Annotated in this window: 24 protein-coding genes and 1 tRNA gene; 20 read left to right on the top strand and 5 right to left on the bottom strand. The window is 67.7% G+C overall.

The features are described from left to right. Positions 1-82: 82 nt before the first annotated feature. Positions 83-964 (bottom strand): c-type cytochrome, encoded by an 882-nt coding sequence (locus AC6LKG_RS18000; protein WP_498166430.1) that lies wholly within the window; start codon positions 962-964, stop codon positions 83-85. Positions 965-1,194: 230 nt separating this feature from the next. Between AC6LKG_RS18000 and AC6LKG_RS17995 the strand changes: the two genes are divergently transcribed. The 7 genes from AC6LKG_RS17995 (at position 1,195) to AC6LKG_RS17965 (ending at position 7,704) form a co-directional block, all read left to right on the top strand. Continuing rightward, a tRNA-Arg gene (locus tag AC6LKG_RS17995) sits at positions 1,195-1,269 on the top strand. A gap of 437 nt (positions 1,270-1,706) precedes the next feature. Continuing rightward, positions 1,707-1,886, top strand: coding sequence for a hypothetical protein (locus tag AC6LKG_RS17990; RefSeq protein WP_498166428.1), 180 nt, complete (start codon positions 1,707-1,709; stop codon positions 1,884-1,886). Positions 1,887-2,106: 220 nt separating this feature from the next. Continuing rightward, a complete protein-coding gene (locus tag AC6LKG_RS17985; protein ID WP_498166426.1) occupies positions 2,107-4,908 on the top strand; it encodes an autotransporter outer membrane beta-barrel domain-containing protein in 2,802 nt (933 codons plus the stop codon). Then, a complete protein-coding gene (locus AC6LKG_RS17980; protein ID WP_498166424.1) occupies positions 4,889-5,797 on the top strand; it encodes an alpha/beta fold hydrolase in 909 nt (302 codons plus the stop codon). The genes AC6LKG_RS17985 and AC6LKG_RS17980 overlap by 20 nt, the downstream gene beginning before the upstream one ends. A gap of 146 nt (positions 5,798-5,943) precedes the next feature. Further along, positions 5,944-6,423: a carboxymuconolactone decarboxylase family protein gene (locus AC6LKG_RS17975; RefSeq protein WP_498166421.1), complete on the top strand. Its 480-nt coding sequence runs from the start codon at positions 5,944-5,946 to the stop codon at positions 6,421-6,423. A gap of 9 nt (positions 6,424-6,432) precedes the next feature. After that, entirely contained in the window at positions 6,433-7,188 is a 756-nt protein-coding gene (locus tag AC6LKG_RS17970; RefSeq protein ID WP_498166419.1) for an SDR family oxidoreductase, read from the top strand. 21 nt (positions 7,189-7,209) lie between these two features. After that, the gene (locus AC6LKG_RS17965) at positions 7,210-7,704 is read left to right on the top strand and encodes an Ohr family peroxiredoxin (RefSeq protein WP_498166416.1); all 495 of its coding nucleotides are present in this window, start codon (positions 7,210-7,212) and stop codon (positions 7,702-7,704) included. 3 nt (positions 7,705-7,707) lie between these two features. Here the strand turns inward: AC6LKG_RS17965 and AC6LKG_RS17960 are convergent, their stop codons facing one another. The 3 genes from AC6LKG_RS17960 to AC6LKG_RS17950 all read right to left on the bottom strand — a co-directional run bounded on the left by AC6LKG_RS17960 (position 7,708) and on the right by AC6LKG_RS17950 (position 10,271). Beyond that, the gene (locus AC6LKG_RS17960) at positions 7,708-8,712 is read right to left on the bottom strand and encodes a LysR family transcriptional regulator (RefSeq protein ID WP_498166414.1); all 1,005 of its coding nucleotides are present in this window, start codon (positions 8,710-8,712) and stop codon (positions 7,708-7,710) included. A gap of 129 nt (positions 8,713-8,841) precedes the next feature. Then, positions 8,842-9,279, bottom strand: coding sequence for a cupin domain-containing protein (locus tag AC6LKG_RS17955; protein WP_498166411.1), 438 nt, complete (start codon positions 9,277-9,279; stop codon positions 8,842-8,844). Between the two features lie 113 nt (positions 9,280-9,392). Continuing rightward, positions 9,393-10,271 (bottom strand): RNA polymerase sigma-70 factor, encoded by an 879-nt coding sequence (locus AC6LKG_RS17950; protein WP_498166410.1) that lies wholly within the window; start codon positions 10,269-10,271, stop codon positions 9,393-9,395. A gap of 454 nt (positions 10,272-10,725) precedes the next feature. On the opposite strand from AC6LKG_RS17950, the gene AC6LKG_RS17945 reads away from it, so the two are divergent. Continuing rightward, entirely contained in the window at positions 10,726-11,838 is a 1,113-nt protein-coding gene (locus AC6LKG_RS17945; protein ID WP_498166408.1) for a porin, read from the top strand. A gap of 223 nt (positions 11,839-12,061) precedes the next feature. On the opposite strand, the gene AC6LKG_RS17940 is transcribed toward AC6LKG_RS17945, so the two are convergent. Beyond that, positions 12,062-12,322, bottom strand: coding sequence for a hypothetical protein (locus AC6LKG_RS17940; RefSeq protein WP_498166405.1), 261 nt, complete (start codon positions 12,320-12,322; stop codon positions 12,062-12,064). 207 nt (positions 12,323-12,529) lie between these two features. On the opposite strand from AC6LKG_RS17940, the gene AC6LKG_RS17935 reads away from it, so the two are divergent. From AC6LKG_RS17935 to AC6LKG_RS17880, 12 genes are all read left to right on the top strand, one after another. Continuing rightward, a complete protein-coding gene (locus AC6LKG_RS17935) occupies positions 12,530-13,654 on the top strand; it encodes a cupin domain-containing protein (protein WP_049070881.1) in 1,125 nt (374 codons plus the stop codon). 91 nt (positions 13,655-13,745) lie between these two features. Continuing rightward, positions 13,746-14,657 carry a fumarylacetoacetate hydrolase family protein gene (locus AC6LKG_RS17930; RefSeq protein WP_020925409.1) on the top strand — a complete coding sequence of 304 codons (912 nt, stop codon included), beginning with the start codon at positions 13,746-13,748 and terminating at the stop codon, positions 14,655-14,657. 58 nt (positions 14,658-14,715) lie between these two features. Continuing rightward, positions 14,716-15,885 (top strand): ABC transporter substrate-binding protein, encoded by a 1,170-nt coding sequence (locus AC6LKG_RS17925; protein WP_498166402.1) that lies wholly within the window; start codon positions 14,716-14,718, stop codon positions 15,883-15,885. Further along, entirely contained in the window at positions 15,882-16,796 is a 915-nt protein-coding gene (locus AC6LKG_RS17920; RefSeq protein ID WP_006392582.1) for a branched-chain amino acid ABC transporter permease, read from the top strand. The genes AC6LKG_RS17925 and AC6LKG_RS17920 overlap by 4 nt, the downstream gene beginning before the upstream one ends. Next, positions 16,793-17,779: a branched-chain amino acid ABC transporter permease gene (locus tag AC6LKG_RS17915; RefSeq protein ID WP_498166400.1), complete on the top strand. Its 987-nt coding sequence runs from the start codon at positions 16,793-16,795 to the stop codon at positions 17,777-17,779. The genes AC6LKG_RS17920 and AC6LKG_RS17915 overlap by 4 nt, the downstream gene beginning before the upstream one ends. Positions 17,780-17,879: 100 nt before the next feature. After that, positions 17,880-18,644 carry an ABC transporter ATP-binding protein gene (locus AC6LKG_RS17910; RefSeq protein WP_498166398.1) on the top strand — a complete coding sequence of 255 codons (765 nt, stop codon included), beginning with the start codon at positions 17,880-17,882 and terminating at the stop codon, positions 18,642-18,644. Then, positions 18,631-19,323, top strand: coding sequence for an ABC transporter ATP-binding protein (locus AC6LKG_RS17905; protein ID WP_063584583.1), 693 nt, complete (start codon positions 18,631-18,633; stop codon positions 19,321-19,323). The genes AC6LKG_RS17910 and AC6LKG_RS17905 overlap by 14 nt, the downstream gene beginning before the upstream one ends. 19 nt (positions 19,324-19,342) lie before the next feature. Continuing rightward, positions 19,343-20,380 carry a carbon-nitrogen hydrolase family protein gene (locus tag AC6LKG_RS17900; protein WP_498166397.1) on the top strand — a complete coding sequence of 346 codons (1,038 nt, stop codon included), beginning with the start codon at positions 19,343-19,345 and terminating at the stop codon, positions 20,378-20,380. 88 nt (positions 20,381-20,468) lie between these two features. Next, positions 20,469-21,230, top strand: a complete 762-nt coding sequence (locus tag AC6LKG_RS17895) for a GntR family transcriptional regulator (RefSeq protein ID WP_498166396.1) — start codon at positions 20,469-20,471, stop codon at positions 21,228-21,230. Beyond that, a complete protein-coding gene (locus AC6LKG_RS17890; RefSeq protein ID WP_498166395.1) occupies positions 21,223-22,107 on the top strand; it encodes an alpha/beta hydrolase in 885 nt (294 codons plus the stop codon). Before AC6LKG_RS17895 ends, AC6LKG_RS17890 begins: the two co-directional genes overlap by 8 nt. Positions 22,108-22,132: 25 nt before the next feature. Continuing rightward, the gene (locus tag AC6LKG_RS17885; RefSeq protein ID WP_498166393.1) at positions 22,133-23,047 is read left to right on the top strand and encodes a LysR family transcriptional regulator; all 915 of its coding nucleotides are present in this window, start codon (positions 22,133-22,135) and stop codon (positions 23,045-23,047) included. A gap of 185 nt (positions 23,048-23,232) precedes the next feature. Next, a complete protein-coding gene (locus tag AC6LKG_RS17880) occupies positions 23,233-24,225 on the top strand; it encodes a Bug family tripartite tricarboxylate transporter substrate binding protein (protein WP_498166392.1) in 993 nt (330 codons plus the stop codon). Positions 24,226-24,268: the final 43 nt, after the last annotated feature.

The raw sequence follows: 24,268 nt of genomic DNA, 5'->3' as shown, positions 1-24,268 counted from the left end.
CCGCGCCAAATGAAAAGCCCCTCGATGCACCGAGGGGCTTTTTCTTGTCCGCGTGGCATGGGGCCCACGCGCAGGACCTGGCTTACTTGGCCGCGTCGACCATGTATTGCACTGCCGCGCGGATGTCGTCTTCCGAGGCGGTGGCCGCGCCGCCCTTGGGCGGCATGGGCGGCTTGCCTTGCATCGCGACCTTGACCATGGCGTCCATGCCAGTCTTGATGTAGGGCTCCCAGGCAGCCTTGTCGCCGAACTTGGGGGCGTTGGCCACGCCGGTGGCGTGACAGGCGAAGCAGACGCTCTTGTAGAGCTTTTCACCGGCCGGGTTGACCGCGGCCGTCTGCTGCGGCGCGGGCGCGGCGGCGGCAGGCGCAGCAGCCACGGCAGCAGGGGCCGCAGCAGCAGGCGCAGCAGCGGCCGGGGCGGCGTCGGCTTCCTTCTTGGCGCCGTCTTCAGCCGGCGCGGCCGGTTCCGGCAGTGAGCCGCCGGACTTGTTGGCCATGTAGACCACGGCGCGCGCGACTTCGTAGTCGGACAGCGTCGGGTTGCCTCCCTTGGCGGGCATGCCGCCCTTGCCGTGCAGGGCAACGTTCAGCATGGTGTCGAAGCCGGACTTGATGAAGGGGGCCCAGGCGGCGTTGTCGCCGACCTTGGGTGCGCCCGCCACGCCGGCGGTATGACAGGCCGTACAGACCGCCGCGAAGACTTGCTCGCCGGTCTTGAAGACCTTGGGGGCGTTGGCGTCGACCAGTTCGAACCCGGCAACGGGGGCGATGCGCTTGGTGACGGCTTCACTCGATAGCGTGTCCGACCCGGCGCCCACCTTGGCGCCGGAGGCGACCATGTTCACGAGTAGGATGATGATGGCGATAGGCACCACGAAGGCCAGTATGACCGTGACGATCAGTTGCTTCGGGGTCTTGATGGGGGAGGAGTGCTCTTCTATGTGTTCCTGCTCGTTGCTCATGACCAAATCCTGCTAACGGGTACCGGGGCGCCTGGCGGCGGCAACAGAAAATCAGTACTGCACAAAGGGCGGCAAAAAGCAGACCGCCTTGCAAGCAAACGCTGGATTATATAACGGTGTCAGGGACGCGCGTCCAACGCACGGACGGGGTTTTCACGCAGTTTGTCCGGCGAAGCGGCTGACTTCATACAGATTGCGCAAAACTGGGTACAATACCGCCTCCTTGCGCTGCGCCCGTAGTTCAATGGATAGAATGAGAGTTTCCGAAGCTCTTGATACAGGTTCGATTCCTGTCGGGCGCGCCAGTTTCCTGCGGTTCTCCGAGGTGTCTGGGACATTTTTGGGGCAAGGGTTGAATGGTCAAGATTAAGCATGCGCCGGTTGTGGCCACCCCCGGCTTTGTGACCGAAGCGTAGCCACGCGCCTCTCAGTAGCGCGCGCTGCAAATATGGCGTCCATCTTCGCCTTTTCCCTGTCATTGGCCGCACCATCGATCCACTTCGAATAGACCTCGAAGAAAATTCTGGCGTTTTTGTGTTCCATCTGCCTCGAGATGTAGGCGGGGTTCATGTCGGCCATCAAGCATAGCTCGGCGAAGGCGTGCCGAGTCTGCCTGGCGTCGCGGTGCCGTATACCGAGAGCTTTGAGTGCTGGACGCCACACCAACTCTATTGCGGCTGACGTGTCGACTCACGGTTCTTCAGTCGCCGGATTCAGCAAAACGTGGCCACCCGCTAGAAAGGTGTGTTTCTTCTGGCGGTCCAGCGCGCTGGGGCTCAAGGGCCTGTCCCATGACAACGGCGTGCTGGTGCGCGCGTCCGGCGACATGATCGTCATCTCGCTGCCGCTGATCATCAGCCCCGAGCAGGTCGAACAAATCATGTTGTGCTTGCGGCGGGCGCGGTTGCTTGACGGCATCTGAACCGGCGGGCGCGGACGTCCGCTAAGCCGGCTGCGTCCATGGGGCGGCCGCGCATCAGCACGGCCGGTCGCGTCCATGGCGTGCCCGAGCGCCCCAATGTGACAGCAAATCGTGCGGTCGGACCCGGGCAAGCTGGCGTTTTCCACTACGAGCAATCAATTGACGATAGCGGACGCCGTATCATTTAATCGCCGGTTGTTACCAAACCTGTAGAACTGCGATGCGTCTGCCCAAAGACTTGCCCTTTTCCTATGCGCTGTTGCCGGCGCTGCTTGTCGCGGGTTCGGCCCCGCTTTTCGCCGCGCCCACGCCGCTGGATGGCTGTAGCGCGACCGGCAGCGTCGTTGCGCTGCAGTGCGGTCCCACCGAAATCGAACTGCGTGGCGGTGCCGGAACATCGTCGTTGGTGGTCAAGGATGTCACCGCTTCGTCCGTGTCCCTGCGCAACGATCCGTCCGTTCCGACCGGACCGTTCGTGCAGAACTTGACCATCAGCGGCAACACGACGCTCGAGCGCAACGACTATCCCGCCGTATTCCTGAATTCCAGCGCGAATGACTGGAGCGTCAACGTCAATGTCGGCACGGGCGTCACGCTGCGTTCGGCCGGCCCGTTCGGTGCGCTCTGGATACGTTCCGAAAGCGCGAATACGGCGTTTCGCAACGATATTTTCATCGACAGCGCAGCGACCGTGGTCGCCACCGGCAGCGATACCTATGGCATCACCGCCACGTCCAACAACGGCACCGTCACCCTGATTAACCGGGGGAGCGTGACTTCGACCCAGGCGCGCGGCCTGTATGCCGACGGCGGCAACGTCGCCCAGCCGGGCACGGTCCTGATCCGCAACCTGGGCACGGTGCAGGCCTACCAGGCCGCTGCGCGCGCGATCAATTACGCGGGCACCTCGCGGATCGAAAACAGCGGCAGCGTGCGTTCGACGACGTTCCAGGGCCTGGTGGCCTGGTCCAGCAAGGGCGGCGCGGAAATCGTCAACAGCGGCACGGTGCTCGCCGATCACTACGACGCGGTGGTGGCCGCCGGCACCGGCGCCGATACCCTGGTCTACAACAGCGGCACCATCACCGCCAATCGCCAGGCTGGCCAGCCGCAGAACGGACCCGGATTCTCGGCCATCCGTGTCTACACCGACGGCAATGGCGCGGTCACCGCCACCAATACCGCCAGTGGCGTGCTCAATGCCACGGCGGACGCGGGCATCAACGCCGCCACCGACCTGGGCAACGTCTCGGTCTTGAACGCGGGCCGCATCAATGCCCGCTATGGCATCCAGGCCAGCTCGAGCGGCGGCCAGGTCAACCTGACCAACCAGGGCACCATGACGGTCAGCGATGCGACCGGCGCCGGGGTCTATGTCACGGCCGCGGCGGCGGGGGGATCGCTAATCAACAGCGGCACCATCGCCAGCGCGGGCGACGCGGTGCGCGTGGCCGATGGCGTCAGTTTCCGCGTCGACAACCAGGCCGGCGGCGTGCTGTCCGGCGGCTTGTCGCTGGGAGACCGCGCCGACCTGGCGAACGCTGGTGTCATCCTGCTCAAGCAGGGGGCCGACCTCGCCAATCCGCGCTACACCGGCAGCGCGCTCGCGGGGCGTGTCGGCGGCGATTTCACCCAGGCCGGCGGCGGCACCCTGCGCATCGCGGCCGCCAGCGCCAGTGACTACAGCACGCTGGCGGTGGGCGGAAGCGCCGCGCTGGGCGGCACGATCGACGTGGACGTCAAGTCGAGCTATGGCGGCGGCACCCTGGCCAACGTGATCACGGCCACTGGCGGCGTTGCCGACAAGGGCCTGGCAGTGACCGACAATTCGTTGCGCTACGCCTTTTCGGCCGTGTTCGGCGCCAATGGCGTGGACCTGACCGCGCGCGACACCGGTATGCGCAGCATCCAGGGGGCCGTGGATACGCAGGCTCCCGGCGCCAGGGGGGCGGCCGCGGTCTTCGACGCGCTGCTGGCCCAGGGAACCTCGTCGCCCGAACTGCAGCGTGCGCTGGACACGATCGTCAACAGCAGCAACAGCAGCGAAGTCAACGCCGCGGTGCAGCAGACGCTGCCGTTGCTGACGGGCAACGGCTTGTCGCTGGCCAACAACACGATGGCTACCGTCAACTCGGTGGTGCAGGCGCGCATCGATGCCAGCCGCGGCATGGCCTCGGGCGATGGCTTTTTCAGTGACCGCCATGTCTGGATCAAGCCTTTCGGTACGCACTCGCGCCAACAGGACCAGGACGGCGTGACCGGCTACAGCGCCGATACAGGCGGCCTGGTCATCGGTCTGGATGGCAGCCTGCGGCCCGGCACCGACCTGGGTCTGGCCTTTGCCTATTCGCACACCGACGTGTCGAGCAACCCGAGCGGTCCTCGCCAAAAGTCCGATATCGACAGTTACCAACTGATTGCCTACGGCTCGCAGGCGCTGGACAGCCGGTCCGATCTGTTCTACCAGTTCGATGGCGGCCGCATGCGCAACAAGGGCCAACGCCAGATCGACCTTGCCGGCCTGAGCGCGCAATCGCGCTATGACAGCAAGACCGTGCATGCCGGTATCGGCGTGGACCGGCGCTACGCCCTGGGCGAACGCAGTGTCTTCGCCCCTTCGTTGCGCCTGGACTACACCTGGATCAAGGATGACGCTTATCGCGAGCAGGGCGCGGGCGGTCTGAACCTGCAGGTCAAGTCCCGCAGCACGGATGCATTGGTGCTCGGGCTGGACGGCAAGTTCACGCATGCGCTGACGGACCGCTTCACCGCCACGGCCAATCTGGGCGCCGGCTATGACCTCTACAACCGCGATGCCCGCATCACGGCCGCTTTCGCCGGCGCAGCCGACGCGGCCTTCGTGACCTACGGCACCAGCCAGTCTCCCTGGCTGCTGCGCGGGGGTGCTGGTCTGGCGTACACCACGCAGAATGGCACGGAGATCTCGGGCCGCTATGACGCCACACGTCGAGATGGCTTCTTCGGCCAGACCGCATCGCTGCGTGTCCGCTGGTTGTTCTAGGGGCGCGCGCCGCCGGCCGGGCGGCCTGGTCCGGCCGGCGGTGGCGGCGCTGCTACTGGCGCTGGCTGCCGGCTGCACCACGCCGCCCGCGCTGGACCAACGCGTCGCGCATGCCGACGCGTTGGCCGCTTCGCGGGGCTGGACCGCGTTGACTTTGCCCGCCGCGGGCTTCGCGCTGCGGGCGTACGTGCCGCCGGCGCTGCCGGCGCGGCCAGGGTGGCTGACCGTATATATCGAAGGCGACGGGCTGGCCTGGCTGACGCCGTCCCTGGCGTCCCTGGACCCCACGCCGGTCGCGCCACTGGGGCTGAGCCTGGCGCTGGCGCAGCCCGAGGGGCTGGCCGCCTACCTGGCGCGTCCGTGCCAGTACACGGGGGCGCAACGCCCGCCCTGTTCTTCCGCCTATTGGACCGCGCGGCGTTTCTCGCCGGAAGTGGTGGCCGCCACCGATGCGGCGCTGGATGCCTTGCAACGCCGGCTGGGGCCGCGCGGTCTCGTGTTGGTCGGGTATTCGGGGGGGGCTGCGATAGCGGCCCTGGCCGCGGCGCGGCGCCATGATGTGATCGCGCTGGTGACCGTGGCCGGCAATCTGGATCTGGCCGGCTGGGTACGCCTGCACGGCTTGGCGCCCTTGACCGGTTCGCTCGATCCCGCCCTGGAAACGGGCCGGCTCGCGGGGCTGGCGCAATACCATTTCGCCGGCGCGCGCGACACTGTCGTGCCGCCGGCGCTCGCGCGCGGCTATGCCGCCCGCTATCCCCAGGCTGCGCGGCCGCCGGTCGTCACCCTCCCGGATGCGACGCACCATTGCTGCTGGGAGGCGCTGTGGCCGGAACTCTGGCGCCGCGCCGCGGCCTACCTGGCAAGCGTCCACGCCGGCGCGCGCTGATTGTTGCCGCCAGGGCAACACCATGCGCCCTCGTGCGGACCTACCGCGGCTCGCCGGCCCGGCCTACGATCGGGGCGTTGTTCCAGCAGGCGCGCCGTCCGGCGCGGCACGGACTGGACACCCGCCTATCCATCGAGGAAGTCACCATGAGTCAACGCCTGAACGCTTTCGTCCAATCGCCCGAACTGTTCAAGAAATTCGTCGAGTTCGGCATGCTCGTGAAATCCGGGGCGATCGAGCCGTCGATCCTGTCGCTGGTCGAGATCCGGGCTTCGCAGATCAACGGCTGCGGCTTCTGCCTGGACATGCATGTAAAAGAAGCCAAGATCCATGGCGAGCGCGAACTGCGCCTGCACCATGTCGCGATCTGGCGCGAATCCACCGAGTTTTCACCGCGCGAGCGCGCCTGCCTGGCATGGACCGAGGCGCTGACCACGCTGGGCGCGCAGGGCGTGCCCGACGAGGTGTACGAGCGCGTGCGCGCGCAACTGTCCGAAAAAGAGATCGCCGACCTGAGCTTCGCCATCATGGCGATCAATGGCTGGAACCGCCTCAACGTGGGTTTCCGGACCGTGCCGGGTTCGGCCGACAAGGCCTATGGGCTGGACAAGGCCAGGTTCAACTGAGGAGGCGACATGAAGATCCTGGTAATCGGTGGTACCGGCTTGATCGGCTCCAAACTTGTCCGGCTGCTCGTCGAGCGCGGCCATGAAGCGATCGCCGCCTCGCCCGCGACGGGCGTCAACACAATCACCGGCGAAGGGCTGGACGCCGCGCTGGCCGGCGTCGATACCGTGGTCGACGTCGCCAATTCGCCGTCGTTCGAAGACAAGGCCGTGCTGGAGTTCTTTCAGGCCTCGGGGCGCAACCTGCTGGCCGCCGAGGTCCGCGCCGGTGTGCGTCATCATGTCGCGTTGTCGGTGGTGGGTACGCACCGCCTGGCGGAAAGCGGCTATTTTCGCGGCAAGATCGCGCAGGAGCGGTTGATCGAGGCGGCCGGCATTCCCTACACCATCGTGCACAGCACGCAGTTCTTCGAGTTCCTGGGTGGCATCGTGCAGTCGGGCACCGAAGGCAACCAGGTGCGGTTGTCGCCCGCCTACATACAGCCGATCGCTTCCGACGACGTGGCGCAGGCCATGGTGGATGCCGCCCTGGCCGCGCCGGTCAATGACATCGTTGAAATCGCCGGGCCCGAGCGTGTGCGCCTGGCCGAGCTGGCTCAGCGTTACATGGCCCGGATCGGCGACCTGCGAGGCGTTCGGGCGGATGCGCGGGCGCGCTACTTTGGCGCGGCACTCGATGACACGACACTGGTGCCGGCTGCCGGCGCGCGTCTGGGCGCGATCGACTTCGATACCTGGTTCGGCCGCTCGGGCGCGCGATCATAGCGGCGGGCGGGGAGGACTGCCATGCGCAAGCCGCGGCCGCCTTCGCAGGCGCTTCTGGACAAATACCGGGGCCGGGATTTCCAGCCCCTGTACGCCGCCAGCGTGACGGTGCGCGGCGGCGAGGCCGGGCATGGGCGCGCGTCCGGCGTCGCCATGTCGGACGACGGCGAGTTGGCGGTAGAGCTGCGGCTGCCGGTCGAACTGGGCGGCGCGGGCGGAGGCACCAACCCCGAGCAGTTGTTCGCCGCCAGCTATGCGGCATGTTTCCACGGCGCGCTGGCGTTGCTGGCCGAGCGCGCCGGCATTGCCGTCGCCGACGCTTCGGTGACGGTCACCATCGCCTTTGGCCGCGATCCGGTCGACGGCCTGTTCGCGTTGCGCGCGGATGTCAATATCCATTTGCCTGGTGTCGACCAGGCGGTGGCCGCGGCGTTGGTGCGCGATACCGAGCGCCTGTGCCCCTACGCCAAGATGGCGCAGGGCGGCATCGACAGCGTGGTCGCGCTGACGCAATGAGCGTCAGGCGGGGCGCGGCGAGAGGCTGTCGATGATCTGCAGGTCCAGCGCGCGGATGCGTTCGGTCATGTAGTCGATGAAGACGCGCATGCGCGTCGGCAGGTGCTGCCGGCTCAGGAAGCACAGGTAGTGCCCGCGGTCGTCCGGCGCATGTTGCGGCAGGCAGGCCACCAGCGTTCCGGCGCGCAGGTGTTCACAGGCCTGGTAGCCGGCGATCTGCGCCAGGCCGTGGCCGTCCAGCACCGACCGCAACACCAGGTCGGCGTCGTTGAACGTGAGCATTGCGGGCGGGGCCACTTTGCGCAGGTGGCCGTCGACCTTGAATTCCCACTCGTACACCCGGCCCGAGGCCAGGCGGAAGTTGACACAGCGGTGGCGGCCGATGGCGTCGACGCTGTCCGGCAGGCCATGGCGCGCCGCGTATTCTGGCGAAGCGCACAGCATCATCTGCATGGGAATCACCTTGCGGGCGATCACCTGGCTGTCTTCCATGCGGCCGTTGCGGAACGAGATGTCGACGCGGTCGATGGTGAAATCAGTGGGGCCGTCGTCCAGCAGCAGTTCCACCGAAATGCCCGGATGGGCCTCCCGGAAGGCCTGCAGCAGGGGCGCGACCACTTTGCGGCCGAAGCCCACGGTCGAGCACACCCGTAATTGGCCGGCCGGCGGCCCCTCGCGCAGCTCGCGCATGTCGTCCAGGGCCCGCACGATGCGTTCGACGCCGGGGTGGCACTGTTCATAGAAGCGCTCGCCTTCGGCGGTCAGCGCGGTGCTGCGGGTGGTCCGCAGGAACAGGCGCGTGCCCAGTTGATCTTCCAGCTTCTGGACGCTGCGGCTGACGGCCGAACGGCCGATGCCCAGGCGGTCGCCAGCCTTGGCGAAATTGCCCTCTGCGGCGACGGCGATGAAGGCGACCACGCCGGCGTAGCTGGTGGCGAAGCTGTCGGCCAGCGAATCGGGCGCGGCGCAGGCGGAGGAAGACGACGAGGCGGGGGAGGAGATCGACATGGTGGCGGCTCGGCGAGTGGGTTGATCCTACCCTCCAAGACGTGGCGCCCGCCGGCTTTGTGACATCGTCCCCGAAAAAAAGTCTGCGCCGGCGGCCCCCGGGCCATCCGGGGCCGCCAGTGGTGTTGCCTACTGGATGGGAACCAGCGCGGGCGCGCCGGGATTCTTGATCAGCACCACCAGGAAGCGAGCGGGCCGGGTCTGGCTGGCGTTGCGTCCCACCGTGTGGATGTCGTCCGGCCCTTCGTAGTAGGTCTGGCCGGCGGTCAGGGTGACCTCCTTGCCGCCCTTGACCTGCATGACGATGCTGCCTTCGAGCACATAGACGAAGGCGGAGGCGTCATGGCGGTGGATGGGGTCGGCGGCACCGGGCGGGTAGTCGACGGTGATCATCAGCGCTTCCTTGCCGGGGACGCCCGGCAATGCCTTGCTCATGAGCTCCGTGACGACCGGATCGGCCGCGCCGCCGGCATGCGGGGTATGGGGGGCGGCGGCCTGGGCCTGCGGGCCCAGCAGCGACATGCCGGCGGCGGCAAGGGTGATGGCGATCTTCGTGGGCTTTGACATGGCCGGTCCTCGATTCAATGGAGACAGCCGCATCGTAGAAGCGGCGCCGGCCAGGCGGTAGTCCCTTGCAGGGGATCACCATGTTGCCCGCCAGGCACCAACGCGATGGGCGCTCAGGCGTGGGCCAGCGCGGCGGCGATGCGTGCCAGTTTGTCGGGATTGCGCTGCACCAGCACGCGCGTCAGGCGTTCGCCGTCCGTGTCGTAGGACTGCACGGATTCGAGCTGGTCGTCGATGAAGCGCAGCAGGGTCCATTGCCCATTCACTTCGACCACCTCGATGCGCAGTGCGTCGCGGTAGCGGCGCTTGCCCGCATAGAACAGTTGCGCCAGCCGTTTGCCGCCCACCAGGCTGGCGAAGCTGCCGACCTTGCCGCCGCCATCGCCGATGAGTTCGGCGTCATCGCTCAACAGGGCGTGCAGGCCGTGGAAATCGCTGCGCTGCATGGCGTCTGCGAAGGCCAGCAGCAGGCGCCGCAGCGTGGCCCGCGGCACGGCCTCGCGCGGGGCGCCCTGGCGCAACTGCAAGCGGGCCCGGTGCACCAGCTGGCGGATCGCGGCGGGACGCTTGTCCAGGGTTCGCGCGATGTCTTCGTAGTCGGCGTCGAATACATCGCGCATCAGGAAAGCGGCGCGGGCGTCCGGCGACAGGCGTTCCAGCATGAAAAGGAACGCCACCGACACGTCGTCGGCCAGTTCGTGGATCTGCTCGGGCGTGGCCGGGGCCGCCATCAGCATGGGTTCGGGCAGCCACACGCCCACGTAGCGGGCGCGCTCGGCCTTCACAAGGCGCAGGCGGTCGATGGCCAGACGGGTGGTGGTGGTGACCAGCCACGCCTCGGCGTTGTCCACGCGGGCGCGGTCGGTGTCGTGCCAGCGCAGCCAGGCATCCTGCACCACGTCTTCGGCTTCGGCCACTGCACCGAGCATGCGGTAGGCGATGGCATACAGGCGGGGGCGATGACTATCGAACAGGGTCACCGAGTCGGTCATGGCAGGGGGCGAAGGGAAGGCAGGGTGCGAACATTTTGCCGCAGCCGGCCGGGGCCAGACAAGCCGTGCGTCGCGCGTATTGGTGCGCGCCGCACAACAGCATGCTTCCCGCCGCGAGCCTACCGTCCGTGGCCGGCGATCATTTCCCTCGGTGGGCCGGGTTGCCGTCGATGGCGATGCCTTTCGCTGGGTGCCCATCATCTGGGACTATTGACCCTGTCTTTCAGAGCACACCGCGATGACCGGCCGTGGCGCGAGAGAGATATCCGGACGGATGTCGGTCTCGCGCCGCGACCGGGTCTGATTTGTCCGGTCGCCCGGTCAAAGCTTGCTGATGCACAAATAGGCTGACGTACAGCGTTCCTAGAATCCGTACCGGTCATGCGCGGAAGCCGCCGCCTGTGTTGCGTGCCGATCCCCATACGCATGTCTTGTCAATCAACGGGAATCTGTAATGAAAAAGACTTTGCTTGTCACCGCTCTTTTCGCCGCGCTGTCCGGCGTGGCGCAGGCTGAATCCTCGGTGACTCTGTACGGCCTCATCGATACCGGCGTGGGCTTCCAGCGCATCAAGGGCAACGATGGCTACAAGGAATCGAAGGTGGGCATGTCCAACGGCGTGTCCAGCGGTTCGCGCTGGGGCCTGCGCGGTGCCGAAGATCTGGGCGATGGACTGAGCGCGGTGTTTACGCTGGAAAGCGGCTTCAACTCGGCCAACGGCCAGTCGGGCCAGAGCGGCCGACTGTTCGGCCGTCAGGCCACCGTCGGCCTGAAGAGCAATTCTTGGGGCCAACTGGACTTCGGCCGCCAGACCAACATTGCCTCGAAGTACATCGCCCCGATCAATCCGTTCGGCACCAGCTACGGGCAGGCCAGCGTCGGCACCGCCTTCAGTGCCGCCGACACGGTCCGCCACGACAACATGGTCATGTACCAGACCCCGTCGTTCAGCGGCTTCCAGTTCGGCCTGGGTTACTCGTTCAACGTGGCTGACACGACCACCGCGCAAACCGGCTTCGAGACCGCCAACAACACCCGCGCCATCACCACCGGCCTGCGCTATGTCAAGGGTCCGCTGAACCTGGCGCTGACGTATGACCAGCTGAACATGGCCAACCAGCTCGGCACCGACGAGAAGCCGAAGCAGTGGATCATCGGCGGGTCGTACAACTTTGAAGTGATCAAGCTGGCGCTGGCCTATGGACAGACGCGCGACGGCTGGTTAACCGGGCGGTCGCTCAACGCCTTCGGCGGCGGCAGCCCGGCAGCCAGGAGTTTCCGCAGCAACGCCGTCGCCAAGGACTTCAAGTCGAACTCGTACCTGGTCGGCCTGTCGGCCCCGGTCGGTGGCGCGGGCAGCATCCTGGCCTCGTGGCAGCGCGCCGACGCCAACAACACTTCGTTGACCGGCGACGACGCGACCATGAACATCTACAGCCTGGGCTACACCCACAACCTGTCCAAGCGCACCAACCTGTACGCGCTGGGTTCGTATGCCACGAACTTCGCGTTCATCGATGGTGTGAAAAGCACCGTCGGCATGGTGGGCGTGCGTCACCGCTTCTAAGCGGCGGCCAGCGATCCGGCGGCGTGCGCGGGCTGCGCGTCGCCGGGCGCCGCGGTTGCAGTGAGCGGACTGGGCGTCTTACCCGGCCACAGACGCGAAAAAAGCGGCCACCTCCCTAGCTCCACTCTCAGTCCGCTCACCCCAACTTCGGCGGGATGGGCACACGCTCGGCGGTCCATGCGCCGCCGGCGGCGTTTGCGTTGGCGTGGCCGCCGTGGCGCGGTCAGTCGTCGAGCGACGGCACCGTGCCGATCTGCGCGAGGATGCGCGGCGATTCCATGTCGCCGGTTTCCTTGTCGATCATGACTTCGTAGGCCGCGACGCCGGCGAACTTGGCGGCCATGGAGTTGGCGATGCGGATGGCGCCGAACTCGCTGCTGGCGGGCCGGATTTCGCCGGGGGCCACGCCATTGGCGGCGGCGCGGTAGGGAACGACGATGTATTGGACGACGTGGGTCTGGGCGATTTGAGCGGCTTCGGACACAGGAGTCTCCTGGAAGACGTTTTTCGGGCGAGCGCAATGTAGCACGTCGCACTGTGTTTTTGTACAGTATTTTCGGATTCGTCGCTGGTTTTTTTCCAGGCGGATGACGGGCCCCAGGAAAACCCCTAGCGCGCAATCATTGCCCGATTCGGCCGCCACCTCTAATATTTTCGAAAATCTTTTGATTTTTATAAAAAGAGGCAAGGGATGGAAGCGAACAGGTACGACGCCTATCGGGAAGACACCGCCGGCCGCGCCAACGTGGCGGATTCGCCGGAGCGCATCGCCTATTACCAGGATCTGGCCCGACTCGAGACCGGCGCGCTCTGGACGGTGGCCAACAAGATCGAGCCGTGGGCGCCGCGCTCGGCGTCGGTGCCGGTGGTCTGGCGCTACCAGGAACTGCGCGGCCACGTGTTGCGCTCGGCCGAGCTGGTGTCGCCCGAGGAAGCGGGCCGCCGCGTGATCTACCTGAACAACCCAGGCCGGCGCGACGTCGCCGCCGCGGTCGGCTGGCTGTATTCGGGCCTGCAGGTGATGCGGCCGGGCGAACTGGCATCGGCGCACAAGCATTCGCATTCGGCGCTGCGCTTCATCATGGAAGGCAAGGGCGCGTTCACGGTGGTGGACGGCCACAAGATGACGCTGGGCGCGAACGACTTCGTGCTCACGCCCAACGGCACCTGGCACGAGCACGGCGTGGCCGAGGACGGCACCACCTGCATCTGGCAGGACGGCCTGGACATTCCGCTGGTCAACGCGTTCGAGGCCGGCTTCTACGCCGTGCATCCCGACCTGAACCAGACCGTGACGCACCCGGTGGACGACACCAGCGCGCTGTGGGGCAGCGCGGCGCTGCGGCCGCAGACAACGGGCTGGACCAAGCCGTATTCGCCGCTGTTCAAGTACGAATGGGAACCTACCTACGAGGCGCTGCGCCGCCACGCGCGGGTGTCGGCGGGCAGTCCCTATGACGGCATCCTGATGGAGTACGTCAACCCGGCCACCGGCGGCCCGGTCATGCCGACCATCGGCGCCAGCATGCAGTTGCTGCGCCCGGGCGAGCACACCAAGGCCCACCGCCACACCGGCAGCTTTCTCTACCAGGTGGCCAAGGGCAGCGGCTTTTCGGTCATCGACGGCAAGCGCTACGACTGGACCGAGCGCGATATCTTCTGTGTGCCGTCGTGGGCCGTGCACGAGCACGCCAACCTGTCGTCCAGCGACGACGCGTGCCTGTTCTGCTTCAACGACCTGCCGGTGATGCGATCGCTGGCGCTCTACCGCGAGGAAGCGGTCAAGGACAACGACGGCCACCAGCAACTGATCTAGCGGTTGGCGCCAACCCCCACTGAATTTTCATCCGCCGCCTGGCGCAGGCCGGGCGCCTGTCTCAACTCGTCTTGAATTTCCTGGAGTTCCTATGCGCTTGGTAACTTTTCGCGCCCATCCCACCGCCGCCGCCCGCCTGGGCGCGCTGGCCGAAGGCTATGTGATCGACCTGGCCCTGCTGGGGCAGGCCGGCGGCGTGGCGCTGCCGGACGACATGCTGGCCTTCATCGACCTGGGCCCGGTGGCCGTGGCGCAGGCCTCGAAGCTGATGGAGTCGTACCGCGGCGCCTGGCCCGTGGGCACCGCGCTGCCGCAGGAGAACGTCAAGCTGCTGGCGCCGATTCCGCGTCCGCGCAAGAACATCTTCGGCATCGGCCTGAACTACGTCGAGCACGTGGCCGAGTCGAGCCGCACGCTCGATACCTCGGCCGACCTGCCCAAGCAGCCGGTGATCTTCTCCAAGCCGCCCACCACCGTGATCGGCCCAGGCGACGCCATCGAGCACAACGCCAAGATCACGCAGCAACTGGACTGGGAAGTCGAGCTGGCGGTGATCATGGGCCGCCGCGCCACGCGCGTGGCCGAGGCCGATGCGCTGTCGTACGTGTTCGGCTATAGCGTGATGCTGGACATGAGCGCGCGCGACTGCCGCCGCGCCGGGCAGTGGATCTATTCCAAGGGCCAGGACACCTACGCGCCGTTCGGCCCCTGCATCGTCACGGCCGACGAGATTCCCGATCCGCAGGTGCTGGACCTGTGGCTGACGGTCAACGGCGAAAAGAAGCAGGGCTCGAACACGCGCCACATGCTGTTCAAGGTGCCGTTCCTGATCTCGGACATCAGCGCCGGCATCACGCTGGAGCCGGGCGACATCATCGCCACCGGCACGCCGGAGGGCGTGGGCGCGGGCCGCAAGCCGCAGGAGTGGTTGTGGCCGGGCGACGTGGTGGTGGCGTGCGTCGAGGGCATCGGCACGCTGCGGCATCCGGTGGTGGCGGTCTAGGCGAAATTCCAGCGCCCGCCACGAGATGTCGGGCGCGGCGGTCTCCAAGGGGAAAACAATGATCAAGCAAACCATGTTGGCGGCGGGCCTGGCCTGGACGCTGGGGGGCATCGCGCACGCCGCGGAGCCAGTCAAGATCGGCTTCATCGCCACGCTGTCGACGCCGGCCGGCTACATCGGCGAGGACGAGCGCGACGCCTTCAATCTGGCGATCAAGCAGGGCGGCGGCAAGCTGGGTGGGGTGCCGGTGCAGTTGGTGATCGAGGACGACGGCCTCAAGCCCGCCAACGCCAAGCAGGCGGCAGACCGCATGCTGCAGTCGGGCATCAAGCTGTTCACCGGCGTGAACTTCTCGAACGTGCTGGCGGCGGTGGTGCCGGGCGTGGTCAAGTCGGGCGCGTTCTACGTCAGCCTGAACCCCGGCCCGTCGAGCTTTGCCGGCGAGAAGTGCGACCCGAACTATTTTGTGGCCTCGTACCAGAACGATGCTTTCCACACGGCGGGCGGCGTGGCCGCCAACGAGCTGGGCTACAAGCGCGTGGCGCTGCTGGCGCCCAACTACCAGGCCGGGCGCGATGCCATCGAGGGTTTCAAGCGCACCTACAAGGGCGAGGTGGTGGCCGAGATCTACACCAAGCTGGACCAGTCGGACTTCTCGGTCGAGCTGGCGCGGGTGCGGTCTCTGGCGCCCGATGCCGTCTACCAGTTCCATCCGGGCGGCACCGGCATCAACTTCGTCAAGCAATATGCCGCGGCCGGCCTGAACAAGACCGTGCCGATGCTGATGCCGAGCTTCTCCATGGACGCGCGCATGATCCAGGCCACCGGCGACGCGGCGCAAGGCGCCTACATCACCGGCATCTGGTCGCAGGACTTCGACAATCCGCAGTCAAAAGCCTTCGTGCAGGCGTTCAAGGAAGCCTATGGCCGCGTGCCCACCGATTACGCGATGCAGGCCTATGACACGGCGCAGCTGATCGGCGTCGGCCTGAAGGCCACCGGCGGCGACCTGTCGCGCCAGGCCGAGTTCCGCGCCGCGCTGCGCAAGCCCGAGTTCGCCTCGCTGCGCGGCAAGTTCAGCATGAACACCAACCAGCATCCGGTGCAGGACCTGTACCTGATGCGCATCGAGAAGGACGCCGACGGCGGCCTGTCGCCGCGCCTGGTGCGCAAGCTGGTGTCCGATGACAAGGACGCCTACGCCCAATTCTGCAAGATGCCGTCATGACATTGCTCTTCGAACAGTTGCTCAACGGGCTGCAGTTCGGCGCGATGCTGTTTCTGCTCGCCGCCGGGCTGACCCTGATCTTCGGGATCATGGGCGTGGTGAACCTGACCCACGGCTCGTTCTACATGGTGGGCGCGTATTGCGCGGCCTATGCCATCGGCACCACCGGCTCGTTCCTGGCGGGCGTGCTGGCGGCGCTGCTGGGGGCGGGGCTGTACGGCCTGTCGGTGGAGGTGCTGGTGATCCGCAAGCTGTACAAGCGCGACCACCTGTACCAGGTGCTGGCCACCTTCGGCCTGCTGCTGTTCTCGAACGAGGCGGTCAGCCTGATCTTCGGCCGGCGGCCGCCGCTGGTGGGCATCCCGTCGTTTCTGGAAGGCGCGGTGACGCTGGCGCCGGGCTTCCAGTATCCGCTGATCCGGCTGTCGTTCATCGCGGTCGGCGCACTGGTGGCGGTGGGGCTGTGGTGGCTGGTGAACCGCACCCGCATCGGCATGCTGATCCGCGCCGGCGCCGACGACCGCGAAATGGTCGATGCGCTGGGCGTGGATATCAAGAAGCTCTACACCCTGGTGTTCGGCCTGGGCGCGCTGCTGTGCGGACTGGCGGGCGTGATGGCGGCGCCGCTGCTGGCCGTCGAGATCGGCATGGGCGAGCGCATCCTGATCACCACCTTCGTGGTCATCGTGATCGGCGGCGTCGGCTCGGTGCGCGGCGCGCTGGCGGGGGCGCTGCTGGTCGGCATGGTCGACAGCATGGGGCGGGCCTTCCTGCCGCAGCTGCTGGGCGCGGTGTTCTCGCCGGCCACGGCGGATCCGCTGGCGGCGGGCCTGGCTTCGGCCAGTATCTATGTGTTGATGGCGATCGTGCTGATCGCCAAGCCGGGCGGGCTGTTCCCGGCGCGAGGATGATGATGGCAAAGACACTTTCGAATCGCGCGCGCTGGGGGCTGGCCGGGCTGATCCTGCTGCTGGCGCTGCCGGGCGCGGCGGCGGCCACCGACACGCCGTTCCTGATCGGCGTGGTGACGCGCTTCCTGATCTACGGCCTGGCCGCGGTCAGCCTGGACCTGGTGATCGGCTACGGCGCCATGGTCAGCTTCGGCCACGCGATGTTCTTCGGGCTGGGCGGCTATGCGGTGGGCATCATCGCCTTCCACACCACCGAAGCCGGGCCGCTGTTCGGCTGGGCCGGCAGCAACGCCGCGCTGGTGGTGTGGCCGATCGCGCTGGCGGTGTGCGCGCTGGCGGGCTGGCTGTTCGGCTACCTGGCGCTGCGCACGCGCGGTGTGCAGTTCATCATGATCACGCTGGCGTTCGGGCAGATGGTGTATTTCATTCTGGTGTCGCTGCAGTTCTATGGCGGCGACGACGGGCTGATGATCTCGCAGCGCAACGTGCTGCCCGGCCTTAACCTGGAGAACCCGCTGACGTTCTACTACGTCTGCCTGGCGCTGCTGACGATCTGGACGCTGCTGTGCATCCGCATTACCAACTCGCGCTTCGGCATGGTGCTGCAGGCGCTGCGCCAGAGCGAGCGGCGCGCCATCAACCTGGGCGTGGCGCCTACGCCGTACCGCCTGAGCGCCTTCGTGCTGTCGGCGGTGGGCACGGGGCTGGCGGGCGTGCTGTGGGCCAACTATGCCGGGCTGGTGACGCCGGACATGGCGGCCTGGACCAAGTCGGGCGAGCTGATGGCGATCGTCATCCTTGGCGGCGTGGGCACGCTGCTGGGCCCGATCGCGGGCGCGGCGGTGTTCCTGGGACTGGAGCAGATGCTGTCGTCGCTGACCGAGCATTGGCTGCTGTACATGGGGCCGGTGTTGGTGCTGGTGGTTCTGTGGGGTCAGAAGGGCCTGTTCGGCCGCCTGTTGGAGACGCGCCATGCGGATTGAGCCCACCCCCGAGACGCTTCGCGCTTCCCCCTCCAGGGGGCATGCCGACGGACCGGCGGAGCCGGATCCGTGGCATCCCGATCGTAAGCCGACACCAGGAATGGACGAGACGAAAACCCTGCTGCGCCTGACGCAGCTGCGCAAGGCCTTCGACGCGGTGGTGGCCACCAACGGCGTCGACCTGGACGTGCGCGCCGGCGAGATCCACGCCATCATCGGCCCGAACGGCGCCGGCAAGTCGACGCTGATCGCGCAGATCTGCGGCGAGATCCGGCCGGACTCGGGCACCATCGAGCTGGACGGGCGCGACGTGACGGCGCTGCGCGCCTTCGAGCGCGCCCGCCTGGGGCTGGGCCGCTCGTTCCAGATCACCGAGCTGTGCCAGGAATACACCGCGCTCGAGAACGTCATCCTGTCCAGCATGCTCAAGGGCGGCCGCGCCTTTGGCGCCTGGTCCGATCCGCGCCGCGACGCCGGCCTGAAGGCACAGGCGATGCAATGGCTGAACCACGTCGGCCTGGCGGACCGGCGCCACGTGCGCACCGCCGACCTGGCGCACGGCGAGAAGCGCCAACTGGAACTGGCGGTGGCGCTGGCGCGCTCGCCGCGCCTGCTGCTGCTGGACGAGCCCATGGCCGGCATGGGGCCGGAGGAATCGGCGCGCATGACGCGCCTGCTGCTGGGCATGAAGGGCGACTACGGCATCCTGCTGGTCGAGCACGACATGGACGCGGTGTTCGCGCTGGCCGACCGCATCAGCGTGCTGGTCTACGGCAAGGTGGTGTTCAGCGGCGCGCCCGACGAGGTGCGGCGCCATCCGGAAGTGCGCGCCGCCTACCTGGGAGAAGAACATGTTGAAGGTTGAGGGCCTGACCGGCGGCTACGGGTCTAGCAAGGTGCTGTTCGGCATGGCCTTCGAGGCCGCCGAGGGCGAAGTGATCTCGCTGATCGGCCGCAACGGCATGGGCAAGACCACCACCATCAAGACGCTGATGGGCATGCTGCCGGCCACCGGCGGACAGGTCCGGTTCCGCGGCCAGACGCTGGCGCGGCCCGCGCCGAGCGCGGTGGCGCGGCTGGGCGTGGGGCTGGTGCCGGAAGGGCGGCGCGTGTTCGGCTCGCTGTCGGTGGAAGAGAACCTGGTGGCGACCTCGCGCGCCGCGCCTGGCGGCTGGGACCTGGCGCGGGTCTATGCGCTGTTCCCGCGCCTGAAGGAGCGCCGCGCGCAGTCATCGCGCACGCTGTCGGGCGGCGAGCAGCAGATGCTGGTGGTCGGCCGCGCGCTTATGACCAATCCCAAGCTGCTGATCCTGGACGAGGCCACCGAAGGGCTGGCGCCGCTGATCCGCCAGGAAATCTGGCGTTGCCTGCGGGCGCTCAAGGCCGAGGGCCAGACCATCCTGGTGATCGACAAGAACCTGCCCGAGATGGCAACGCTGGTGGACCGTCACTACATCGTCGACAAGGGCCGCGTGGCCTGGTCGGGCGCGCCCGCGGAACTGTCCGCGCAGCCCGACCTGGCGCAACGTTATCTCGGCATCTGACCGCAATAGGAGCACACGCATGTTGAACCTGCCCGTTTTCAAGGCCGCCGCCGTCCAGGCCGCCCCGGTGTTCCTGGACACCGACGCCACCGTCGACAAGACCTGCGACCTGATCGCCGAGGCCGCCGGCAACGGCGCCAGCCTGGTGGCCTTTCCCGAGGTGTTCGTCTCGGCCTATCCCTACTGGAGCTGGGTGATGAACCCGGTGCAGGGCAGCCCGTGGTTCGAAAAACTCTGCAAAAGCGCCATCGAGCTGCCAGGGCCGGAGATCCGCCGCATCGCCCAGGCCGCGCGCCAGCACCGCGTCAACGTGGTGGTGGGCGTGAACGAGCGCAGCCGCCATGGCGTCGGCACGATCTACAACACCATGGTCTTCATCAACGAAGAGGGCCGCGTCCTGGGCCGCCATCGCAAGCTGGTGCCGACCTGGGCCGAGAAGCTGACCTGGGCCCATGGCGACGGCGAGTCGCTGCGCGTCTATGACACGTCCGTGGGCAAGCTTGGCGGCCTGGCCTGCGGCGAGAACACCAACACGCTGGCGCGTTTCTCGCTGCTGGCGCAGGGCGAGATGGTGCACGTCGCCAGCTATATCTCGCTGCCGGTGGCGCCGCCCGACTACGACATGGCCGAGGCCATCCGCCTGCGGGCGGCGGCCCACTCGTTCGAGGGCAAGGTGTTCACGGTGGTGTCGTGCTCGACCATTTCCACCGAGATCCAGGACGCCATCAGCGCCAGCCATCCGGAAGCGCGCGAGATGCTGGCGCGCCGCAACAGCGCGTTTTCGGGAATATTGGGGCCGGACGGGCGTGTCATCGGCGAACCGCTGATCGACGACGAAGGCATCGTCTACGCCGACATCGACCTGTCGCGTTGCATCCAGCCGCGCCAGATGCACGACATCGTCGGCCACTACAACCGCTTCGACGTGTTCGACCTGCGCGTGAACCGGCGGCCGCTGCAGGCGGCGCGCTACGACGATCAGGACGACCTGAATGGCTGCGAGCCGGACTGGAGCCTCGATCCGCAGCCGGAAGCGCCGCGCGAGGCGCGCGGCTGAGGGCGGCCGGGCCCCCGCGGGTAGAATGGGCCGCCTGAGCGCCGGCCGGCCCCGGGGGCCAGCCGGCCGCTGACATCTGGAGAGCACGTTGAAGCCAAGAATCAAAGCTTCCCGCCAGGACGAGCCCGGCGCCGACGGGAACGCCGAGGTAGAGGAAATCACGCTGTCCGAGCAGGTCTACCGCCTGCTGCGGCGCGACATCATGAGCGGCGCCTTCGCGCCGGGCCAGTCGCTGCGCCTGGAATTGCTCAAGCAACGCTACGGCAGCAGCTTTTCCCCGATCCGCGAGGCCCTGAACCGGCTGCGCAGCGAACGCATGGTGATCACCACCACCTCGCGCGGCTTCCGCATTGCGCCGCTGTCGGTCGAGGAAATGTGGGACGCCTGCGAAACCCGCATCCTGATCGATTGCGACGCGTTGCGGCGCTCGCTGGCCAACGCCGACGACGCCTGGGAGGCGCGGCTGGTCGGCGCCTTTCATGCCCTGACGCTGGCGGCGCAGCGCGCCAGCGAAGCCGTGCCGCCCAGCCAGGACCTGGAAGAGTCGCTGGAAGCGCGCCATCTGGACTTCCACCATGCGCTGATCGGCGCCTGCCGCTCGCACTGGCTGCTGGACCTGTCCACGCAGCTATATGCGCAGACGGAGCGCTACCGGCGCCCGGCGCGCGCCGGCGCCACCGCCTATGGACCCGAGCGCAATGTCGACGACGAACACCGCGAATTGCTCGATGCCGCGCTGTCGCGCGACGTCGAGCGCTCGGTGGCGATGCTGGCGGCGCACTATCGCAAGACCGCTCAATTCATCGAACACATCATTTCCCAGGACGACAGGCAGGCCATTCATGCGTGACGCGGACATCGATCTCTTTTTCCCCACCATCGCCGAGCGCGAGGTGCAATACAACGCCCGCGAGTCGGTGGCGGACTTCGACGCCTGCGTGCGTCGCTACGCCGAATCGGCCGCCGCGGTGAAGTCGCGCCGCCCGGGCCTGCTGGACCTGCGTTACGGCATGGGCCAGGACGAGCGGCTGGACCTGTTCCTGCCGGCCGCCAACCGTGGCCCGGCACCGCTGTTCGTGTTCATCCATGGCGGCTACTGGCGCGGCCAGCGCAAGGAGGATGCGCCGGTCATGGCCGAGGCCTTCAACGCGGCCGGCGCGGCGGTGGCGGTGCCGGAATACACGCTGGCGCCCGAGGCGACGCTGCCGGAAATCGTGCGCGAGATGCGCTCGGCGCTGGCCTGGCTGTACCACAACGCGGCGGCGTACGGCGTCGATCCCGAGCGTATCTACGTGGGCGGCAGTTCGGCTGGCGGTCATCTGGCGGCGATGCTGGCCGCGCCGGCCTGGCAGGCGCGCTACGGCGTGCCAGACGACGTGATCAAGGGCACGTTGGCCCTGAGCGGCCTGTTCGATCTGCGGCCGCTGTGCGACGTCCTGCCCAATACCTGGTTGCAACTGACGCCGGAGCAGGCGGCCCGCCACAGCCCGATCTTCAACCTGCCCGAGCGCGCCGGCCCCATGCTGCTGGCCGTCGGCGGCCTGGAGACGCAGGGTTTCAAGAACCAGACCGAAGCCTTCGAACGCGCCTGGACCGGCGCCGGCCTGCAGGCCACGCGCATCCCGACGCCGCATTGCAACCACTTCGACCTGGTGAACGAGCTGGAAGACCCGGCCAGCGACCTGACCCGCGCCACCCTGGCGATGATGGGCCTGGCGCAAGCCTGAGCGCGTTCACGGACACGGGTGCGCCATGGCCGACCTGAAACTGCTCGAAGACCTGATCGCCCTGGCGCAGAGCGGCAGCTTCGTGCGCGCCGCCGAGGCGCGGCATGTCACGCATCCGGCCTTCGGGCGCCGTATTCGCGCCCTCGAGGCCTGGGCCGGCGCGCCGCTGGTGGAGCGCCAGCGCGTGCCGGTGACGCTGACCGCCGAGGGCGAGGCCCTGCTCAAGACCGCTACCCAGGTGGTCGAGCAGATGGGCCTGGTGCGCCATCGCATCCGCAGTTCCGGCGCGGGCGGCGAGGCGGTGCTGCGCATCGCCACCGGCCGCAGCCTGGCGCGCACGCTGGTGGCCGACTGGATCGCGCGCCTGCGGCACCGCGCACCCAAGGTGTTGACCGAGGGCACCCAGTTGGAAATCTCCACTGGCAAGATGGAAGACATGGCGGTGCGGCTGGAGCAGGGCAAGGTCGACCTGCTGTGCTGCTACGAGCACCCGGCCCTGTCGATGCAGCTCAATCCGGTGCGCTATCGCTACATGACGCTGGGTACCGACAAGCTGGTGCCGGTGAGCCAGGCCGATGGCCGCGGCCGCGCGCGCTACGTGCTGGCCGAGGGCGGCACGGCGGCGCCCCTGATCACCTATGCCGGCGGGCTGTCGATGGAGCGCATCCTCGGCGACCGGCTCGAATCCACTCCCTACGCGCTGGCGCCGTTCGTGCGCAGCGATTCGCTCGACGCCGCGCATGGCGCCGCGGCCAAGGGCCTGGGCGTCGCCTGGCTGCCATGGTCGATGGTGGCGGCCGATTGCCGCCGCGGCACGCTGGTATCGCTGGGCGGCCGCAGTGACGAAATTGCCTTCGAGGTGCGCCTGTACCGCTCGCGGGCGCGTCTGGCGGACCTGGCCGAGGCGGCCTGGGAAGCCACGGCCAATCGCAAGGCCTAGGGCCTGCCGGCCGCGCGGTCGGTAGGTCCCGGCGCAGCGCCAGGATGACAAGGCGGGGCCAGCCAAATCAGCACGGAAATGTGCTGATTTGGCACGTCATGGCTGTGGCGCGCACCGCAGAATGTCTTCCGATATTTCAAACGAGACGGCACCGCCGTCCACGACAGCACCCCAGGGAGAAACACATGCATTCCATCACGCATCCGCTGCGCGGCGCGTTGGTCGCGCTCTGCGCCGCGTCCACGCTGGTCATCGCCGCGCCGGCCAGCGCCGACGGCTACCCCGACCATCCGATCTCGCTGGTCGTCGGCTATCCGGCCGGCGGCAGCGTCGACCTGACCGCGCGCCTGTTCGGCGAGGAACTGGCCAAGCGCCTGGGCCAGAGCGTGGTGATAGAGAACGCCGGCGGCGCCGGCGGCACGATCGGCGCGCAGCGCGTGGCCCGCGCCGCGCCGGACGGCTACACGCTGTTGCTGGGCGCGACCAATGAGATGGTCATCGCCCGCATGATCAACAGCGCCGTTAAGTACGACGGCGCCAAGGACTTCACCGCCCTGGGCGTGATCGCTTCGCAGCCGATGCTGTTGGCGGCCAGCAAGCAGTCCGGTGTCAAGAGCGCGGCCGACTATCTGCAGAAGGTGCGCGGCGCGGCGCCGGGCACTTTCAATTACGGTTCGTCCGGCGTGGGGACGTCGCTGCATCTGGCCGGCGAAATGGTCAACCAGTCCACGTCCACGCGCGCCGAGCACGTCCCGTACCGCGGCGTGGCCCCGCTGGTGACCGATCTGATGAGCGGGCAACTGGATTTCGGCATGCTGGTGCTGTCTTCCGGCCTGCCGCAGGTACGCGGCGACAAGATCGTGGCGCTGGGGGTGACGCAGAAGCAACGCTCGCCGGTGGCGCCGGACATTCCCGCGCTGGCCGAGACCCCGGGCTTCGAATCGGTCGATGTCAGCGTGTCTTTCTCGCTGTATGGACCGGCCGGCCTGCCCGAGCCGGTGGCGTCCAAGCTGCGCGCGGCGCTGACCGACACGCTCAAGTCGGAACAATTCCGCGCCAAGATGCAGGAGGCCGGCGGCGTGCTGGCGCAACTGGGCGTGGACCCGGTGGCCTACCAGGCCGACGAAGCGCGCAAGTACGGCGCGCTGGTCAAGTCGGCCGGGCTTCAGGCGCAATAGCGCGTATTCGGGCTGGACGTGGCGACGGCCGCCTCCTGGCGGC

Source organism: Achromobacter sp. 46006, assembly GCF_059761975.1.
Note: the sequence above shows the minus strand (reverse complement) of the source record. Positions and strands in the feature narration are given on the sequence as shown.

What these genes read in the sequence shown, in the direction of transcription:
- AC6LKG_RS17945 (WP_498166408.1), top strand. Translation starts at nt 10,726, where the DNA reads ATGAAAAAGACTTTGCTTGTCACCGCTCTTTTCGCCGCGCTGTCCGGC.
- AC6LKG_RS17930 (WP_020925409.1), top strand. Translation starts at nt 13,746, where the DNA reads ATGCGCTTGGTAACTTTTCGCGCCCATCCCACCGCCGCCGCCCGCCTG.
- AC6LKG_RS17985 (WP_498166426.1), top strand. Translation starts at nt 2,107, where the DNA reads ATGCGTCTGCCCAAAGACTTGCCCTTTTCCTATGCGCTGTTGCCGGCG.
- AC6LKG_RS17975 (WP_498166421.1), top strand. Translation starts at nt 5,944, where the DNA reads ATGAGTCAACGCCTGAACGCTTTCGTCCAATCGCCCGAACTGTTCAAG.
- AC6LKG_RS18000 (WP_498166430.1), bottom strand. Translation starts at nt 964, where the DNA reads ATGAGCAACGAGCAGGAACACATAGAAGAGCACTCCTCCCCCATCAAG.
- AC6LKG_RS17935 (WP_049070881.1), top strand. Translation starts at nt 12,530, where the DNA reads ATGGAAGCGAACAGGTACGACGCCTATCGGGAAGACACCGCCGGCCGC.
- AC6LKG_RS17950 (WP_498166410.1), bottom strand. Translation starts at nt 10,271, where the DNA reads ATGACCGACTCGGTGACCCTGTTCGATAGTCATCGCCCCCGCCTGTAT.
- AC6LKG_RS17920 (WP_006392582.1), top strand. Translation starts at nt 15,882, where the DNA reads ATGACATTGCTCTTCGAACAGTTGCTCAACGGGCTGCAGTTCGGCGCG.
- AC6LKG_RS17910 (WP_498166398.1), top strand. Translation starts at nt 17,880, where the DNA reads ATGGACGAGACGAAAACCCTGCTGCGCCTGACGCAGCTGCGCAAGGCC.
- AC6LKG_RS17905 (WP_063584583.1), top strand. Translation starts at nt 18,631, where the DNA reads ATGTTGAAGGTTGAGGGCCTGACCGGCGGCTACGGGTCTAGCAAGGTG.
- AC6LKG_RS17900 (WP_498166397.1), top strand. Translation starts at nt 19,343, where the DNA reads ATGTTGAACCTGCCCGTTTTCAAGGCCGCCGCCGTCCAGGCCGCCCCG.
- AC6LKG_RS17880 (WP_498166392.1), top strand. Translation starts at nt 23,233, where the DNA reads ATGCATTCCATCACGCATCCGCTGCGCGGCGCGTTGGTCGCGCTCTGC.
- AC6LKG_RS17925 (WP_498166402.1), top strand. Translation starts at nt 14,716, where the DNA reads ATGATCAAGCAAACCATGTTGGCGGCGGGCCTGGCCTGGACGCTGGGG.
- AC6LKG_RS17970 (WP_498166419.1), top strand. Translation starts at nt 6,433, where the DNA reads ATGAAGATCCTGGTAATCGGTGGTACCGGCTTGATCGGCTCCAAACTT.
- AC6LKG_RS17965 (WP_498166416.1), top strand. Translation starts at nt 7,210, where the DNA reads ATGCGCAAGCCGCGGCCGCCTTCGCAGGCGCTTCTGGACAAATACCGG.
- AC6LKG_RS17885 (WP_498166393.1), top strand. Translation starts at nt 22,133, where the DNA reads ATGGCCGACCTGAAACTGCTCGAAGACCTGATCGCCCTGGCGCAGAGC.
- AC6LKG_RS17960 (WP_498166414.1), bottom strand. Translation starts at nt 8,712, where the DNA reads ATGTCGATCTCCTCCCCCGCCTCGTCGTCTTCCTCCGCCTGCGCCGCG.
- AC6LKG_RS17890 (WP_498166395.1), top strand. Translation starts at nt 21,223, where the DNA reads ATGCGTGACGCGGACATCGATCTCTTTTTCCCCACCATCGCCGAGCGC.
- AC6LKG_RS17955 (WP_498166411.1), bottom strand. Translation starts at nt 9,279, where the DNA reads ATGTCAAAGCCCACGAAGATCGCCATCACCCTTGCCGCCGCCGGCATG.
- AC6LKG_RS17915 (WP_498166400.1), top strand. Translation starts at nt 16,793, where the DNA reads ATGATGATGGCAAAGACACTTTCGAATCGCGCGCGCTGGGGGCTGGCC.